The organism is Flavobacterium sp. NRK1 (assembly GCF_024054175.1).
Taxonomy (GTDB): Bacteria; Bacteroidota; Bacteroidia; order Flavobacteriales; family Flavobacteriaceae; genus Flavobacterium.
Genome location: NZ_JAMXLA010000001.1, coordinates 1560760 through 1579033 on the forward strand (window position 1 = coordinate 1560760; position 18274 = coordinate 1579033).

An 18274-nucleotide genomic window follows, 5' to 3' on the forward strand; every position below is an offset into this window, starting at 1 on the left:
GTATAATTTTATTGGTGTTGCTATCTTTTTTGAAAAATCAAAAGTACGATAATTAATTAAACAAATTCTTGTCAAAAACCATTGCAATAGCTGCTGCGTGACGTTTTTTAGCACGCGTATAACTACCTGCTGCCGGTGCGCTGTAAGCCTTTAATGCGGCTAACCTTAGTTTCACTTCGGTAAAGTTCATAAGCATATAGCTGTATGCTCCCATATTTCTTGGCTCTTCCTGTGCCCATACATAATCATCGGCATTAGGGTATTTAGCGATAATTTCTTTTAGCTGATCTACAGGTAAAGGGAATAATTGCTCTATTCTTACAAATGCTACATCGTCGCGTTTAAGATTTTCTCTTTCGGCAATAAGATCGTAGTAGAATTTACCTGTACAGAATACAAGTGTTTTTACTTTCTTAGCATCTGCTGCAGGATCATCCAGTACTTCACGGAAACTGCCTTCTGCAAATTCATCTACTGTAGAAACTACAAGTGGATGACGTAATAAACTCTTAGGGGTAAATACGATAAGCGGCTTGCGGAAAGTTGTTTTCATCTGCCTTCTTAAAAGATGGAAGAAGTTAGCCGGAGTTGTACAGTCTGCAACATACATATTGTGGTTTGCACAAAGCTGCAGGTAACGCTCCATACGTGCAGAAGAGTGTTCTGCACCCTGGCCTTCATAACCGTGAGGCAATAGCATTACAAGTCCGTTTTGATTGTTCCATTTGTCTTCGGCTGCAGAAATGTACTGGTCTATCATTATTTGGGCACCGTTAGAGAAATCTCCAAACTGTGCTTCCCATATTGTTAGTGTTTTTGGGCTCGCAAGGGCATAGCCATAATCAAAACCTACAACGCCATATTCTGAAAGTAATGAGTTATAAATATGGAATTTGCCTTTTTGATCTTTCAGGTTGTTCAGTAAAACCACTTCTTCTTCAGAGTCTTCTACTTTAACTACAGCATGGCGGTGAGAGAAAGTACCTCTTTCTACATCCTGTCCTGACATACGTACATCATAACCTTCGGTAAGTAATGAACCGTAAGCAAGCAATTCAGCCATAGCCCAATCCAGCTTATCGGTTTCAAAAAACATTGACTTCCTGTCGTTTATAAGCTTTTGGATTTTTCTTATAAATTTCTTGTCTGACGGAAGTTCAGTGATAACTTTTGCTATATCAGTAAGTATTTCTTTAGAGAATGCTGTGTTTACTTTTTGCAGCATTTCCTGTTCGTCGGCCTGTTTAAAGCCTTCCCATTCATTTTGCATGAACGGGGTAATGATTGTAAGCTCTTTTTTTCTTGAAGCCTCAAGATTTTCCTCAAGTATGGCTTTATACTCAGCTTCAAGCGTACCTACATATTTATCGTCTATAATTCCGTCAGCAATTAATTTATCTGCATAAATATCGCGCGGATTTCTGTGCTTAGCAATTATTTTATACAGCTTAGGCTGTGTAAAGCTTGGTTCGTCACCTTCATTGTGTCCGTATTTCCTGTATCCTAAAAGGTCGATAAATACATCACTGCCAAATTCCATTCTATAGTCAAGTGCAAACAGCATAGCATGTACTACAGCTTCTGCATCATCAGCATTTACGTGAAGTACAGGAGAAAGTGTTACTTTGGCAATATCAGTACAATAGGTAGATGAACGGGCATCTAGGTAGTTTGTAGTAAAACCAACCTGATTATTTACTACAAGATGTATTGTGCCTCCGGTTTTGTAACCGTCAAGTTTCGCCATCTGAACAATTTCATATACAATACCCTGACCTGCAACTGCGGCATCGCCGTGAAGTGCAATAGGAAGTACTTTTGAGAAATCGTCGGCATAATGCCTGTCCTGTTTAGCTCTTGCTATACCTTCTATAACTGCACCTACAGTTTCAAGGTGCGAAGGATTTGGCGCAAGGTTAATGTTTATTTGTTTACCGTTCCTTGTTTTTTTATCAGCCGTAAGGCCAAGGTGGTATTTTACGTCGCCATCAAACAGTGAGTCGTCATCATAATCTTTACCGTCAAACTCGCTGAAAATATCTGAAGTTGATTTTCCAAAAACATTAGCAAGTACGTTTAGGCGGCCTCTGTGCGCCATTCCCATTACAAATTGCTCAACTCCTTTATCTGCAGCAGCTTCAATAAGCGCATCAAGTGCAGGTATAAGTGTTTCTCCTCCTTCAAGTGAGAAACGTTTCTGGCCTACATATTTTGTATGAAGAAAGTTTTCAAATGAAACGGCTTCATTTAGTTTGCCAAGGATATTCTTTTTCTGTTCAGGGGAAAACTGCGGCTCATTGTTATTAGCAGACAGTCTGTTCTGGATCCATTTTCTTACTTCCGGATCACGGATATACATATATTCAATACCGATATGCTGGCAATATACATGTCTTAAATGATCTATTATCTGGGAAAGTGTAGCATTTTGAAGTCCAACTTCTTTACCTGCGTCAAAAACGGTTGAAAGATCGGCATCAGAAAGCCCGAAATTGTCAAGAGCTAACGAAGGTGTAAATATTCTTCTGTCTCTTACCGGATTTGTTTTAGTAAAAAGGTGGCCGCGTGTTCGGTAACCTTCAATAAGGTTAAGAACCTTAAATTCTTTTTGAAGTTTTTCGGGAAGGCCCGAGTAGTCTGATACGGGCTGGCTTGCTGTTGTAGCTGCCTGCCTTGGCACATCAAGAGTTTCGAATCCTGCACCATATTCAGAACTGGCGCCAAAGTCAAACCCCTGGAAAAAACTTCTCCAGCTTGGTTCTACACTGTCCGGATTCTCTATATATTGATCGTATAAATCTGCAAAAAAAGCAGTATGTGCTGCGTTTAAAAAGGAAAACCTGTCCATACTTATGTCTTTATGACCTATGTTTTTAAAAAATTTTATGCAAAAGTACAATAAATGTAATAATCTTTCAGCGTTTTTTATACATTTATATTTATAACTATTTACTATTATTCAACATGAAATCAGGCATCTTCAGTTTTTTAATAAAACGGGCTTTTGTTGCATCTTTTTTAATGGTTTTTTCGTTAGCCAATGCACAGGATAGTGATTTTTGGAGCAGGGTACGTTTTGGTGGTGCGCTTGGGCTTGGTTTTGGTAGTGGTTATACCAATATTGCCGTAGCTCCGCAGGCTATTTATCAGTTTAACAACTATGTTGCTTTGGGCGCCGGAGTGCAGTTTAGTTATGTTGACCAAAAAAACTGGTATTCTTCTATGATGTATGGCCCCAATGCTATAGCATTGTTTAATCCGATACCTGAAGTACAGCTTTCGGCAGAAGTTGAGCAATTAAGGGTAAATCTGGATGTAGATAACGATCCTTATGGAACGGAAAAGGCATACAGCAGGGACTTTTGGAACACGGGTTTATTTTTAGGTGCGGGCTATAGTATGAATAATGTTACTATAGGCATACGTTATAATGTACTGTTTAACGATAATGACATGGTTTATAGTGAAGCCTGGATGCCGTTTATAAGGGCTTATTTTTAAGACTTCGTGAGCATAAAATAGTCAAGCAAAGACGATGATAATTTGACGAGAATAGTTTCATTTAACTGCCATAAGCAACTCAAGTATTTAACATAATTTTCTCATGCAATTAAAAATGAATAGATGTCTAACTTTTGTAGTGTTTATGGTAATCAATGTAATTATAATAGGATGCAATACAAATGAACCCAAGCCTCTTAAATTATCAAAATATAATAGACAAAAGTTACTTAAATCAGGAGAATGGATTAGTAATAAAGACTCAATGTCAGGAATCAGTATCCGAGCAAACAAATTTGTTTTTTTTAATAAAATGAAATTCTCAACAAAAAATGTTTATGAATATGAAATGATAGATTCCATCTATAAATTTTCGAATAGAGAAGATAAAGTTGGACAGTATATACTGCTTAGAGGTCTTAAAGACACTATCTATTACAAGATTATTAATAAAACTGACAATAGCCTGATTTTAAAAATCAATAATAAAAATCAAACTTTTAATCTTAAAATAAATTAAGTACAAAACATAGCCTTATGTTTAATCTTATTTACGATGCAAATAAATAAGCCTAATAAAAGATTAATACCTATTCCTAAACCATACTTTTTGCCATTCCCTTTTTAAAACAAGAAATGCTACCTGCTCTGCAAGTTCTCCAATATCGTTTCCGTTTAAGGCTTTAATATCTTTCTCGGGTACATCTATTATGTAGAGGAGGTTAAGATATTCGGCAAACTTATGCTGAATAAGATTGTAAATTTTATCCTGAATGCCCAGTTTTAAATTAATAGGGGTTATATCGGTTTCAAAATCTACCGATTCGTTTGCCAGTGTGAAATCTTTATTAAGCTGTTCAACCAGTTTAATATAAAGCTGTTCTTTTTGTGCTTCAGAAAGCAAAAGGTCGGTGTTAATGGGTGCCGTAAATGTCATTATACATTTCTTTGCATAAGGCTTTCGCCAAAGTTTTTCAGTAGTGCTTTTTTATCTTCGCTTATATCCAGTTTTTCAAGGGTAGCAAAAGCTTTAAAAGTATATTCTTCAATTGCTTTTTTTGTTGCTTCGTCAGCGCTGGTATGTTTAAAAATATTTTTTACGGCTGTAACTTTATCATCATTATCTTCAGGCTGTACGGAGAACCATTGCAGTAAATTCTCTTTTTCAAACAGGTTGGCTTGTTCAAGGGCTTTAAGATAAAGATACGTTTTTTTATTTTCAATTATATCGCCGCCTATTTGTTTGCCAAAAGTGGCAGGGTCTCCAAAAGCATCAAGATAATCATCCTGAAGCTGGAACGCAATGCCGAGATTAAGCCCGAAATCATAAATAAGCTCACAATTTTTTTCTGATGTCTGCGCTACAATACCTCCCATTTTCATGGCTGCAGCCACAAGTACTGCCGTTTTGTATTCTATCATTTTAAGGTATTCCGGCAGGGTAACATCTTTACGTTGTTCAAAATCCACATCCCATTGCTGGCCTTCACATACTTCAAGTGCTGTTTTACTGAATAATTTTGCTAAAGAGCGGAAAGTAGACGGCTCATATTCCTCAAAATACTGATACGCCAGTATTAACATGGCATCACCGGAAAGAATGCCGGTGTTTATATCCCATTTTTCATGCACCGTTTGGTTGCCACGTCTTAAAGGGGCATCGTCCATGATATCATCATGTACCAGCGAAAAATTATGAAACATTTCTACCGCAATGGCAGCGGGCAATGCCTTGCTGCAATCTGCGCCAAAAATATCGGCAGCCATTAGGGTAAGCACCGGCCTCATGCGTTTACCGCTTAATGATAATATATATTGTATTGGGCGATAAAGATTTAAAGGTTCTTTTTCTATTGAAGTGTTTGCAAAATATTCTGAAACAATTTGCTGATAGTGCACTATAGACTGCATGAATAATTTTTTTGCTAAAGTACCCCTTTTTCTTTTTTCCTTCAAAAGTTTATCAACCAAAAAATAATAAATAAAAACTTTGGAAACTTTTTTGGTTTTAAAAGTTTCCTGTATTACTTTTGCTTCGAAATTTGACTTTATGAAAGAGACTATATTACAGAAAGCCAATGAAATGTATCTTAATTTAGGATATAAAAGTGTGACTATGGATGATATTGCGGCTGAGCTGGGTATTTCTAAAAAAACTATTTATCAGCATTTTGCCAATAAAAATGAATTGGTAGAGGCAAGTACGCTCGATCTTTTTTATAAAATATCTGCGGGCATAGATAGTATTACTGAAATGGGATATGACGCTATTGAAGAGATTTTTATGATTAGAAATTTTTTGAAAAAGAATCTCAATAATGAAAGTACTTCGCCTTTTTATCAGCTTCAGAAATTTTTTCCAAAAACCTTTATCTGTTTACGAGCGCGCCAATTTGAAAAAATGCATGGCTGCATGATTTGTAATTTACATAAGGGTATTGCCGATGGGCTTTACAGGCAGGATATAGATATCGACTTTGTTTCCCGTATTTATTTTACAGGCCTTACAGGTATAAAAGATTCTGATATATTTCCGTCTGATGCTTATGAAATTAATACGGTTACAAAACAATATCTCGAATATCATATAAGAGCAATTGCAACAAAAAAAGGTTTGAATATTCTAACTAAATCACTTAGTAAATATTAACAAAAATTTAACATTAGTGAATTTAATAAAGATGCTAAATTTGCATTGACAAAAATGTCAAACAAAATAGTTAAACAAATATGTCAGCTAAAGTTACAGATCAGGATACTGAAAAACTGATAAAGGATACAGCCAAAAGAATTTTTTTTGGTGAGGGGCGATTTAATGCCACCACGCAGGAAATTGCAGATGCAGCAGGAGTAAACAGAACACTGATAAATTATTATTTCAGGTCAAGGGATAAATTATTTGAAATTGTATTTGAAGATGCCCAGAGACAGGAAAATGAATTAACAGAGCAGATTGTTTTTTCTGATTTACCTCTTAAAGAGAAAATAGCCCGCCATTTAGATAGTTTTTTTGAGCAGTGCAAACAGTATCCTTACTTGGAAATATATATGGTTACACAAATGAACCAGGGCTGCGCCTTTAAGGATATGGATAAAATGAGTTCGCTGCTTGATAAATTTTACCTTGAAATAGCACTTGAGATGGAAAGAGGTACTATAGAACGAATGAGGCCGGAGCAGTTTGCCTTAAATTTTATATCGCTTATGTCGTTCCCGGTTTCTATGAGGCCATTATTACAGGAAACTATGGGCTTTACTAAAGAATACTATGATCTGCTTCTGGAAGAGCGTAAAGAAATTATACTTAAAACACTTTTTAAACAATAATCATCAATCAATAAACACAGTTAAACTATGAGAATCATCTTTGATTTTAAAAGCTTTACTGCAAAAGCACCTGCTTTGCTGATGGTACTTTTGGCAACATTTTCCTTACAGGCACAAACGCCGGCACAGGAAATTACGCTTAAAGATGCTATTAATTATGCACTGCAAAACAAGGCCGATGCACAAAAAGCAAGACTTCAGGTGGAGAACAGCCAGTACCAGATAGAAGAGGTGCGCGCCCGGGCTTTACCTACTATTACCGCTAACGGAAGCGTTACTTATAATCCTATATTACAGGAAAATGCTATTGATGTAGGTGCTTTTTCAGGCGGCCCGTCTATGGTACAGCTTGTAGCATTAGGTCAGAAATGGAATTCTGTTGCAGGTGTAAACCTTACGCAGAACCTGTTTGACCAATCGGTTTTTACAGGGCTTAAAGCTGCTAAAACAACACGTGAATTTTATAAGATAAACCAACAGTTAACCGAAGAGCAGGTTATAGAGCGGGTGGCTAATAATTATTATCAGGTATATGTTCAGCGCCAGAAACTTGTTGTTATAGACAGCAATTATGTGAACACAAAAAAAATAAGGGATATTATAAAAGGGCAGTTTGATAACGGCCTTGCCAAAAAGATAGACCTCGACAGGATGAATGTAAACCTTACAAACATCAGTACTCAGCGTCAAACGCTTATTAACCAGGTGCAGTTGCAGGAAAACACACTTAAATTTTATATGGGTATGCCAATAGAAACTCCTATAGTGCTGCCAAAAAATGATTTTCAGGTTACGCCGGTGGCTGTTAATGAAGCTGTAGATGTTACACAGCACACACAATATCTTCTGCTTAAAAAACAGGAAGAATTGAACATTTTTAACAAGAAGGCAAAAATGGCAGAATACTATCCAAAACTTACTCTTACTGCCGGTTATAACTATTTAGGTCAGGGGCCGGAACTCCCATGGTTTAAAAAACCAGCTGATGATGTGTACTGGACAGATTATTCGGCTATAGGGCTTAACCTTAGTGTACCAATTTTTAATGGATTTGGAACAAGGGCTAAAGTAAGACAGGCTGATGTAGATATAAGAAAGATACAGGAAGACCTGAAAGATACTAAGCTTTCACTTGACCTGGCATATGAAAATGCTAAAACGCAAATAAACAACAGTATAATCACTATTAATAACCAAAAGGAGAATGCCACGCTGGCTCAGGAAGTGCTTGATAATACCCAGAACAATTATCAAAACGGCCTTGCAACACTTACTGATCTTTTGGATGCGGAGAATGCCTATATTGAAGCACAAAACAATTATACATCTGCCCTGCTTGATTTTAAACTGGCAGAAATACAATTAATAAAAGCTAAAGGAGAATTAAAAACCTTAACAAACTAATTACAATGAAAAAAGTATTATATATAGTAATAGGTGTAGCCGTATTAGGACTTGCATATTTTTTACTTACTAAGAATAAAGAAAAGAATCAGGCCGAATCTGATATTGTTGCAAAAAAGAACAATTCTGTAGCAGTAAGGGTTGATACAGTTAAAACTGAAGTGCCAAACCTTGATTATGTTGCTAATGGTAATTTTGCCCCTTCACAGGAGCTTAGCTTCCCTGCAGAAAATTCGGGCAGGGTAGTGAAGGTATTAGTAGATGAAGGAAGCCCTGTGCGTATTGGGCAGACACTGGCTATTATTAAAGGAGACCAGCTTTCTATTGAGGTATCTAATACTCAGGCTGCATATCAAAATGCGCTTACCAACAGTCAGCGTTATGAGAATGCTTATAAAACAGGTGGTGTAACCAAACAACAGCTTGACCAGGCAAAACTGGATCTTGTTAATGCAAAAGCTAGGCTTGACCAGGCGAAAATTAATTATGGCGACGCTACTATAAAATCAAGTATTAATGGGATTGTAAACAAACGTAATATTGAGCCGGGATCTGTAGTGTCTCCGGGTACGGTGCTGTTTGAACTTGTAAATGTTAGCACGCTTAAGTTTAAAACTACGGTTGATGAAAACCAGATAGCGTCTTTAAAAGTAGGAAGCCCGATTAAAGTTAAAGCAAGTGTTTTTCCTGATAAGGAATTTACAGGTAAAATAACTTTTATAGCTCCTAAAGCTGATGCATCATTAAATTTCCCTATAGAAATAGAAATTGCAAATAATCCTAACGGCGATCTTAAAGCCGGTATGTATGGTTCTGCTATATTTTCTACTGCTACAAATCAAAAACCAATTATGGCTATAGACAGAAATGCCTTTGTAGGCGGTGTAGGAAATAATCAGGTGTTTGTTGTTAAAGACAGTGTGGCTCATTTAACAAAAATTGTATCAGGACGTATTCTTGGTGAAGAAGTAGAAGTTTTAGACGGACTTAAAGAAGGTGATATTGTTGTTACCAGTGGACAAATTAATCTTTCTGACGGCGCTAAAGTAGAGCCTATAAAATAATTAGGTTAAAGTAGGGCAGGCAAAGCCTGGACTGGCTTTAAACTTTAAACAAAAGACACAGAATGAAAATAGCAGAAATATCCATAAAACGGCCAACGCTTATTATAGTGTTGTTCATAATACTTACGTTAGGAGGGCTTTTTAGTTACAGTAACCTGAGCTATGAACTTATTCCTAAGTTTGAAATGAATGTGGTTACCATATCTACAGTATATCCGGGAGCTTCTCCTGGTGAGGTAGAAAATACGGTTACCAAAAAAATTGAAGACGCAGTATCATCATTGGAGCTTGTAAAAAAAGTAGAATCTAAATCATACGAAAGCCTGTCGCTGGTGATGGTTACGCTGGAGCCGGAGGCCGACGCAGATTACTCACTAAATGATGCTCAGCGTAAAATTAATGCCATAGAGAAGGATTTACCTGAAGATGCAGATCCGCCGGCACTGGTAAAGTTCTCATTAAGTGACCTTCCGGTTATTACTATCGGGGCAACTTCTAAAATGGATGAGGTGGCATTTTATGACCTTCTTGATAAAAAGATTGAACCTATTCTTGCACGTGTAAACGGTGTTGCCCAGGTAACACTTGTAGGTGGGCAGGAAAGAGAGATACAGGTTAACCTTGACCAGGATAAACTTAAAGGATATGGTCTTTCCATCCCTGAGATACAGTCTGTAATATTAAGCAGTAACCTTGACTTTCCTACAGGTAGCGTAAAAACCAGGGAAAACAGTATGCTTGTACGTCTTTCAGGTAAATACCGTACGGTTGAAGAAATGCGTAATCTGGTTATATCATCCAAAAATGGCATACAAATACGTCTTGGAGAAATTGCCGACGTTCAGGATTCACAAAAAGAAGCTGAAAAAATATCACGTGTTCAGCGAAAAAGTGCGATTGCGCTTCAGATAACCAAACAAACCGATGCAAATGCCGTACAGGTTAGTGAACTTGTGCGTGCTGAAGTAGAAAAGATAGAAAAGAATTATGCTAAGGAAGGCTTAAAGCTGGAAATAGCTAATGATACTTCTGAATTTACACTTATTGCTGCCGATGCGGTAATACACGATTTATTCATTGCAGTATTCCTTGTAGCCTTTGTAATGCTGTTTTTCCTTCACAGTATACGTAATGCGTTTATTGTAATGGTATCAATACCTGCATCGCTTATTGCTACATTTATTGGTATCTACCTAATGGGTTATACGCTTAACCTAATGAGTTTGCTTGGACTATCGCTGGTGGTAGGTATTCTTGTGGATGATGCCATTGTTGTACTTGAAAATATTTACAGGCACATGGAAATGGGTAAAAGCAGAATACGTGCTGCTTATGATGGTACTGCCGAAATTGGATTTACCGTAACCGCTATTACATTGGTAATTGTTGTGGTGTTCCTTCCAATTGCAATGAGTTCCGGGCTTGTGTCTAACATTATTACACAGTTTTGTGTTACCGTGGTAATTGCAACATTATTATCATTGCTTTCATCTTTTACACTTATTCCGTGGCTTTCATCCCGATTTGGTAAACTGGAGCATGTTACAAACAAATCATTTTTTGGGCGCATTATATTAGGGTTTGAAAAGGGTCTTGATATTTTTACACACTGGGTAACAGATATTTTAAAATGGTGTATAGATACTGTTTGGCATAAAGTTATTACGCTTGTAATTGTAATTATATTGTTTATAGGTTCTGCCATGTTCCTTTTTGGAGGCGGCTATATTGGAGGGGAATTTTTCCCTAAGCTTGACAGGGGGCAGTTTATGGTGCAGTTAGAGCTGCCTAAAGATGCATCTATTGAAAAGACAAATGCCCTTACCCAGAAGGCAGAAGATTTTTTAAGCAATAAAGAAGGTGTAAAAAGTATTATTACTACTGTCGGGCAAACCAGTGAAGGTTTTGCCGGGGTGCAGAGTACAGCATATAAAAGTGAAATTACTGTTACACTTGTAGATGCTGAAGAGCGTGAAGATAACTCGTTTGTATTTGCTGCAAAAACAAAGCGTGAGCTTGAAAAAATACTGGTGGGTGCCAAAATTAAAACGGTACCGGTAAGTATAATGGGTGGTGCAGATGAAGCCCCACTGGCACTTACTATAACAGCTAATGATCTTGACAGTGCACTTGATTTTGCTAATAAAGCTGCGGCTGAACTTGCAAAAATAAATGGAGCAACAGAGATTAAACTAACATCTGAATCGGGTAGCCCTGAAGTAAATGTTCAGGTAGACAGAGATAAAATGTCTGCCTTAGGATTATCGCTTCAAACCGTTGGTTTAACCATGCAGACGGCATTTAACGGTAATACTGATGGTAAATTCCGTGCTGGGCAGTATGAGTATGACATTAATATCCGCTTTGGAGAATACAACCGTTCTAATATTAACGATGTAAAAGATCTTGTATTCATAAACGATCAGGGTCAGCAGGTAAAACTTTCCCAATTTGCAACAATCAGCGAAGGCTCCGGTCCAAGTTTGCTTGAAAGACGTGATAAGAGTACATCTGTAACAATTCAGGCACAAACTATAGGTCGTCCTGTAGGTGATGTTGCTACTGAATGGGAAGGCATATTCTCTAAAATGAAGCGCCCTGCCACAGTAGATTATGTTTGGGGTGGTGATATGGAAAATCAGTCAGAAGGCTTTGGTACACTTGGTATTGCATTGCTGGCTGCAATTATATTAGTATATCTTGTAATGGTGGCGCTTTATAATAGTTTTGTATATCCGTTTGTGGTATTATTCTCAGTACCGCTTTCATTTATCGGAGCATTATGGGCGCTTGCACTTACCAACAATTCAATGAATATTTTTACCATATTAGGTATTATTATGCTTATTGGTCTTGTTTGTAAAAATGCAATTCTATTGGTCGACTTTGCCAACCACAGGAAAGAGCATGGTGAAAGTACTAACAGTGCACTTGTTCAGGCTAATCACGCACGTTTACGTCCTATTCTTATGACGACAATTGCGATGGTGTTTGGTATGATTCCTATTGCATTGGCAAAAGGTGGTGCTGCAGAGATGAACAATGGTCTTGCATGGGTAATTATTGGAGGGCTTATAAGTTCGTTATTCCTTACCCTTGTTATTGTTCCGGTGGTATATTCAATATTTGACAGTATTATCAGAAGAGTATCAAAAGGAACACCTGTTGATTATGAAAAAGAGATGGTAGCTGACTATGAACACAGAGAACTTAGTGAAGATGGCTTTACCACGAAACACTAAATTATAGAACTCAATTTTTCTTATTAAAGCCCTGCAATTTTATTGCAGGGCTTTTTTTGTAAATTTTTTTTGTGAAATAGTAAAGTACTAATTGCAGTAAAATTAGATAGATTCTAAATAATGATTAATTGAGATGGCTTAAAATTTTATTATCCTGAAAAAACATCCTAAAAATATAGTTATGTATTATTTTTCGGCAAGTATTATATTTATTTAGAATAAGTAAAAATAATTTGCATAGTAAAAAAGTGGCGCTTACTTTTGCCTCCGAAAAATAATCACCAATACAAATGAACACAATTACATTTAAAAAAGTTTTATTCTGCTTAATGTTCTTAAGCTCATTAACAATATGGGCTCAGGAACGTGGCAAAATAAATGGTAAAATATCTTTAAGCGGTAATACACCCGCAGAGAATATTTCTGTAGCTCTTAAAGGAACTGCTTATTCTGCAGTAACTAACCAGCAGGGTTATTATGAAATAAAAAATATTAAGCCGGGAAATTATACTATGCGTATTTCTGCAATAGGTATTAATCAGGTTGAAAATGCTGTAACTGTTGTTGCAGGAGAAACTATTACTAAAGATTTTACATTATCTGAAAGCCAGGAACAGCTTAACGAAGTAATGATAGAAGGCAACACTAACAAATTTGCACGTAAACAAAGCGATATTGTTGCTAAGATGCCATTAAAGGATATTGAAAACCCACAGGTTTACAATACGGTAACTGCTGAACTTTTAAAAGAGCAGGTTGTAACCAATTTTGATGATGCCCTTAAAAATGTACCTGGTTTAGATAAGCTATGGGAATCTACAGGACGCGGAAGTGATGGAGCAGGTTATTTTACCCTTAGAGGATTTGCTGTACAGCCTACAATGGTTAACGGACTGCCAAGTTTAACAAATGGAAGCCCTGATCCACAAAATGTAGAAAGGATTGAAGTTATAAAAGGCCCTTCGGGCACTCTTTTTGGCAGTACAATGACTTCATACGGAGGATTAATAAATATTACTACTAAAAAACCTTACGATGCTTTTAGAGGAAATGTTTCTTATACCGGAGGTACATACGGACTAAACAGATATACTGTTGATATTAACACGCCTCTTGATAAAGACAAAAAATCGGCTATAAGGCTTAATGCTGCTTATCATACCGAAAATAGTTTTCAGGATGCAGGTTTCAGAAAATCTTTATTTGTAGCTCCATCTGCTTTTTATAAAGTAAATGATAAGCTTACCTTTTACATTAATACTGAATTTTACAACAACAGGGGTACAAATACCGCTATGTTATTTGTAGATAGAGGAGCTCCTTTAAGAGTCCATAATATTGATGAGCTTGGCTACAATACGTACCGTTCTTACACAGGTAACGATCTTTACATAGATACGCCTACTTTTAGCACGCAGATACAAATGAATTATAAAATATCCGATCAGTGGACATCGCAAACGGTTGTTTCTAAAAGTTCTGCAAAGTCTGACGGATACTATTCATATCTATATGAAGGAACACAGTATTATCCTGGTGTGACGGAAGGAATCGTTCTTGGGCGTTATATCAGCAAACAAAATTCTGAAACGTACGGAACCGATATTCAGCAAAATTTTATTGGTGATTTCCAAATTGGTGATTTCAGAAACCGTATTGTAGCAGGTCTTGATTATTTCAACAGAAATACTGTAAATAACAGTAGTGCTTATGTTGGTAATGGTGCTGTTTATATTGGTAATAACCTTGATCAGTTTAATCAATTTGTTTTAGGTGTCACAGACCCTGCACTTTACACAGATGATTCGGGTGTACTTAATCAGGCGGGTGTAGATGCATTAATTTCCGGAACTCCTATAACACCTACTAAAACAAAAGAAGAAATATACAGTGCCTATGCATCTGATATATTTAATATTACTCCTGCTATTTCTGCAATGGCAAGTTTAAGGGTAGACCGTTTTTCTAATAAAGGAGATATTACCGTTAGTAGTGACGATTATAATCAGACAACTTTATCTCCAAAGTTTGGTTTAGTTTATCAGCCTGTACTTGATCAGGTATCAATATTTGCTAACTATATGAATGGCTTTAAAAATGTTGCCCCGATTATAACAGGAGCTAAAACATTTACTTTTGATGCTGAACAGGCTAATCAGTTTGAAATTGGTACTAAGTTAAACCTGCTTAATAATAAAGTAACTGCTACTTTAAGCTATTATGATATTAAAGTATCTAATACGGTACTACAGGTTGCTCCGGATCTTTATACACAGGGAGGAGAGCGTTACAGTAGAGGCTTTGAGGCAAGCTTGGCAGCAAACCCAATTGCAGGCTTAAATATTATTGCAGGTTATAGCTATAATGAAAGCAAGCTGACAAATGGAGACCCTACCGATACTTCTTTTAATAACAGAAGGCCGGAGAGCTCAGGTCCTCAAAATATGGCTAATTACTGGGCAAGCTACAGGTTTCAGAATGGCAAGCTTAAAGGTTTTGGTTTAGGCTTTGGTGGAAATACTGCAAGCACCAACAAAATTTTTAGCAGAAACGGAGCAGGTACATTTATACTACCTGAATACACAGTGCTTAATGCATCAGCTTTTTATACTGTAGATGCGTTTACCATAACACTAAAATTAGATAACATTACAGATAAGGATTATTATAAAGGATGGTCTACAATCAGTGTGCAAAAACCAAGAATTTTTGCAGCGAACCTTACTTATAATTTCTAAAGATATAAAGCATCTCTCTTTTAGGGAGAGATGCTTTTATAATTAAAACGCTACACTTTGCTGTATACACTAAAACCGGGAAATTAGCAGGTTAATGACAAAGACAAAAAAGAAAAAGAAAGGTTTTAAACATTGGGTAGGTAAAGCTCACCTGTGGCTCGGATTAACTTCCGGGCTTATTGTTTTATTTTTAAGTATCACAGGTTGCATTTATGTTTTTAATCAGGAGATACAGGACTGGCAGCGTGCAAATGCTATCTATGTGCCTGAGATTAAAGAAACGCGTGTTCCTTTAAGTGTTATCTGGAAAAACACCAAAATTGCTTTGGGAGATACTATTGTAATGAACGATGTACATGTTTATAAAAACCCTGCAAAATCATTAGAATTTCATTGTTACAAAGCCAGCGAAGAGAAAGCTTTTTGGTACCCGGATGCTATAGATTATTATTATAAAGTATATGTAGATCCTTACACAGGAAAAGTACTTGCAATATATGACGAGGAGAAAGATTTCTTTAATATTGTAAAAATGCTGCACTGGAGTTTAATGATAAGCCACCCTATAGGGCAGCAGATAGTTGGATGGGCTACCTTTATTTTTGTAATAATGCTCATTACAGGTATTATTTTATGGTGGCCTAAAAATAAAGCGGCAAGAAAACAGCGTTTTTCTTTTCAATGGAAAGACTCTACAAAGTGGAGAAGAAAAAATTACGATGTTCATAACATCTTTGGTTTTTATGTAGCCTCAATAGCAATAATAATGGCTTTTACCGGAATGGTATGGGCCTTTACCTGGTTTCAGGCTGTTGTATATGTTGCAGGAGCACAAACCACTACGCCGCCTGTAGCTTTAGCTGAAAAATCTGTAATTTCAAATGGAGGTAGAGATGCCGCTTTTGATAAGGTTTGTGAGTTTGTAAAAGCTAAATACAGCGATGCTGATGCCTTTAGTATTGGTAAACCGGCAGATACTGCCAAAACGGGTGTTATTGATGTTTATGTGCAGCAGTACCCGGGTAAATACTATGTTTATCACAGTGCGCAGTTTGACCAGTACACCGGAAAACTGCTTAAAGAAAGGCTGCATGATGAAAAGAACTTTGGTGAAAAGTTAATTACTGCAAACTATGATATACACGTAGGAGCTATATTAGGTATTCCCGGTAAGATAATGGTGTTTATAGCCAGCCTTATTTGCGGTATGCTGCCTGTTACAGGTTTTGTAATATGGTGGGGGCGCACAAAAAAGAAGAAAATCGGCAAAACAAAATAAAAAAGGCTGTAAGTTTATCTTACAGCCTTTTCCAAAATAAATAATATTGCTATTATTTATTTACTACAACAGCGTCATGCGACCACTTTTTAACTTCAGCAACTCTGCTGTCGGCAAAATCCACTTCGTTTAGTACTACACCGGTCCAGAAAAACCATTTTCCGGTTTTCTTTCCATTCGCATACTCACCCATGGATTGTTTTGTTCCATCTTCGTTATATGCAGTCCAGCTGCCGTGTAGTTTTCCGTCTTTGTAAAAACCTTCCTGTTTAACGTTTCCGTTATCATAATAATAAGTGGCTTTTACTATATTGTTCTCTACAGAGAAATTATGGTCTTTGGTTGTTTGTGCAGTTTGAGCAGATAAAACACCTGCTGATAACAGCAATCCGGCAAATAAAATCTTTTTCATATCAGTTTTGTGTTTAGGGGTTGTATTTAGTATCAATCTCTATAACAAATATAAAAAATAAATTTACATAAAATATACGTTGACTTAACAATTTGGTAACATTGAGCAAAACTTAACATTGGAAAATATTAAAATATTCGGAATGCCTATATTTTACTGATACTTTCAGAAAATGTGTAAAAATATAAATTATCAGGAAAAGTGTTAAAAAAGCGTTATATGTATTTTTTAACAAGCAAAACAATATAAAAAAACCATGCTTAAGCATGGTTTGGTAACATTAAAGTAACATTGAATGTTATTTAAGCAGTTTATCAAGCTGAGTTTGTAACTCAGGATCTGAAGGTCTTTTTGCATTTGCATCTACTACTTTTCCATCAGGGCCAATAAGTATAAATCTTGGTATAGAATTTATATTATACGCCTGAATAAAAGCAGAATTCCAGTCTTTATCAGCAAATAACTGTAAACCTCCAAGTGATTTATCGGTTACCATTTTTTGCCATTTTTCATGATCTTTTTCCTTGTCAACAGAAATGCTTACAAATTCTATTTTTTTACCATGGTATTTGTCTTCTATTTTTTGTAGAAAAGGTATTTGCTGACGGCAAGGCCCGCACCAGGTAGCCCATATATCTATATAAACATATTTACCTTTAAGTTCGGCTAGGCTGGTTGTACCGCCTTTAAAGTTCTCATAATTAAATTCAGGAGATGGCTGGCCTTTCATTTTTTCGGCTTTAGCAGCCTGTTCGGCCATCATTGCCATTTGCTGGCGCTGCGCACCAAATTGCTGTGTAAGTATGGTACGGAATCTTTCGTCCATTGCAGGGTCTTTAAGGTCATTCTCAAATTTACCCATTAAATCTTCAATAAGTTTGAGTTGTTTTGCCTGGTCGGTTTCTTTAGCTAATTTTTCACCAAACACTTCTTGGTCAAGAGCCATTTTGGCAAGAAAGTTATTTTCTTTTTCACCCGTGCCTTTATATTTAATAGTTTCGTCAAACATTTTGGCATCCATAGTTAATGCTAAATCAAAACCATTTTTTAGGTACAGCGAAGTAGTTTCAGTACCGTCATACAGTTGGTAGAAACCCGGTTCAACTGTAAATTCACTTTTAAAGTTGCCTTTGGGGTCGGCCTTCATTACTGTAATTATAGATCTTTGCCCTCTTATAGTAAGAGAGTCGCTATTGCGGTTTTGTATTGCAGCAGTAAATTTAACCTGTTCTGTTTGCCCATATGTTCCTGCAAAAGCTAACAGAAACAGTAATACTATTTTCTTCATAGTTTAAAATATTATTTAT

At 36.5% G+C, this 18274-nt stretch carries 14 protein-coding genes; 9 read left to right on the forward strand and 5 right to left on the reverse strand.

What is annotated here, in order from left to right:
- Positions 1-52 precede the first annotated feature (52 nt).
- The gene (locus tag NHE85_RS07265) at positions 53-2848 is read right to left on the reverse strand and encodes a 2-oxoglutarate dehydrogenase E1 component (protein ID WP_252811134.1); all 2796 of its coding nucleotides are present in this window, start codon (positions 2846-2848) and stop codon (positions 53-55) included.
- A gap of 116 nt (positions 2849-2964) precedes the next feature.
- On the opposite strand from NHE85_RS07265, the gene NHE85_RS07270 reads away from it, so the two are divergent.
- Together NHE85_RS07270 and NHE85_RS07275 are read left to right on the forward strand one after the other, a co-directional pair.
- Entirely contained in the window at positions 2965-3501 is a 537-nt protein-coding gene (locus NHE85_RS07270) for a hypothetical protein (protein WP_252811137.1), read from the forward strand.
- Between the two features lie 145 nt (positions 3502-3646).
- Complete coding sequence (locus NHE85_RS07275; RefSeq protein WP_252811138.1) at positions 3647-4021, forward strand: hypothetical protein; 375 nt, start codon at positions 3647-3649, stop codon at positions 4019-4021.
- A gap of 63 nt (positions 4022-4084) precedes the next feature.
- Here NHE85_RS07275 and NHE85_RS07280 read toward each other — a convergent pair whose 3' ends face one another.
- Both NHE85_RS07280 and NHE85_RS07285 read right to left on the reverse strand, forming a co-directional pair.
- The gene (locus NHE85_RS07280) at positions 4085-4438 is read right to left on the reverse strand and encodes a hypothetical protein (RefSeq protein WP_252811141.1); all 354 of its coding nucleotides are present in this window, start codon (positions 4436-4438) and stop codon (positions 4085-4087) included.
- Entirely contained in the window at positions 4438-5412 is a 975-nt protein-coding gene (locus NHE85_RS07285; RefSeq protein ID WP_252811143.1) for a polyprenyl synthetase family protein, read from the reverse strand. The genes NHE85_RS07280 and NHE85_RS07285 overlap by 1 nt, the downstream gene beginning before the upstream one ends.
- 139 nt (positions 5413-5551) lie before the next feature.
- Between NHE85_RS07285 and NHE85_RS07290 the strand changes: the two genes are divergently transcribed.
- The 7 genes from NHE85_RS07290 to NHE85_RS07320 all read left to right on the forward strand — a co-directional run bounded on the left by NHE85_RS07290 (position 5552) and on the right by NHE85_RS07320 (position 16555).
- On the forward strand, positions 5552-6151 hold the full coding sequence (locus tag NHE85_RS07290; RefSeq protein WP_252811145.1) for a TetR/AcrR family transcriptional regulator: 600 nt from the start codon (positions 5552-5554) through the stop codon (positions 6149-6151).
- 80 nt (positions 6152-6231) lie between these two features.
- Positions 6232-6828, forward strand: coding sequence for a TetR/AcrR family transcriptional regulator (locus NHE85_RS07295; protein ID WP_252811150.1), 597 nt, complete (start codon positions 6232-6234; stop codon positions 6826-6828).
- Positions 6829-6855: 27 nt separating this feature from the next.
- Positions 6856-8232, forward strand: a complete 1377-nt coding sequence (locus NHE85_RS07300) for a TolC family protein (RefSeq protein WP_374676555.1) — start codon at positions 6856-6858, stop codon at positions 8230-8232.
- 5 nt (positions 8233-8237) lie between these two features.
- Positions 8238-9296: an efflux RND transporter periplasmic adaptor subunit gene (locus NHE85_RS07305; protein ID WP_252811153.1), complete on the forward strand. Its 1059-nt coding sequence runs from the start codon at positions 8238-8240 to the stop codon at positions 9294-9296.
- A gap of 62 nt (positions 9297-9358) precedes the next feature.
- The gene (locus tag NHE85_RS07310; RefSeq protein ID WP_252811155.1) at positions 9359-12538 is read left to right on the forward strand and encodes an efflux RND transporter permease subunit; all 3180 of its coding nucleotides are present in this window, start codon (positions 9359-9361) and stop codon (positions 12536-12538) included.
- Between the two features lie 290 nt (positions 12539-12828).
- Positions 12829-15276, forward strand: coding sequence for a TonB-dependent receptor (locus NHE85_RS07315; RefSeq protein ID WP_252811157.1), 2448 nt, complete (start codon positions 12829-12831; stop codon positions 15274-15276).
- A gap of 94 nt (positions 15277-15370) precedes the next feature.
- On the forward strand, positions 15371-16555 hold the full coding sequence (locus NHE85_RS07320; RefSeq protein ID WP_252811160.1) for a PepSY domain-containing protein: 1185 nt from the start codon (positions 15371-15373) through the stop codon (positions 16553-16555).
- Between the two features lie 52 nt (positions 16556-16607).
- Here the strand turns inward: NHE85_RS07320 and NHE85_RS07325 are convergent, their stop codons facing one another.
- On the reverse strand, positions 16608-16967 hold the full coding sequence (locus NHE85_RS07325) for a toxin-antitoxin system YwqK family antitoxin (RefSeq protein WP_252811162.1): 360 nt from the start codon (positions 16965-16967) through the stop codon (positions 16608-16610).
- 298 nt (positions 16968-17265) lie between these two features.
- Positions 17266-18255, reverse strand: coding sequence for a TlpA disulfide reductase family protein (locus tag NHE85_RS07330; protein WP_252811164.1), 990 nt, complete (start codon positions 18253-18255; stop codon positions 17266-17268).
- Positions 18256-18274: the final 19 nt, after the last annotated feature.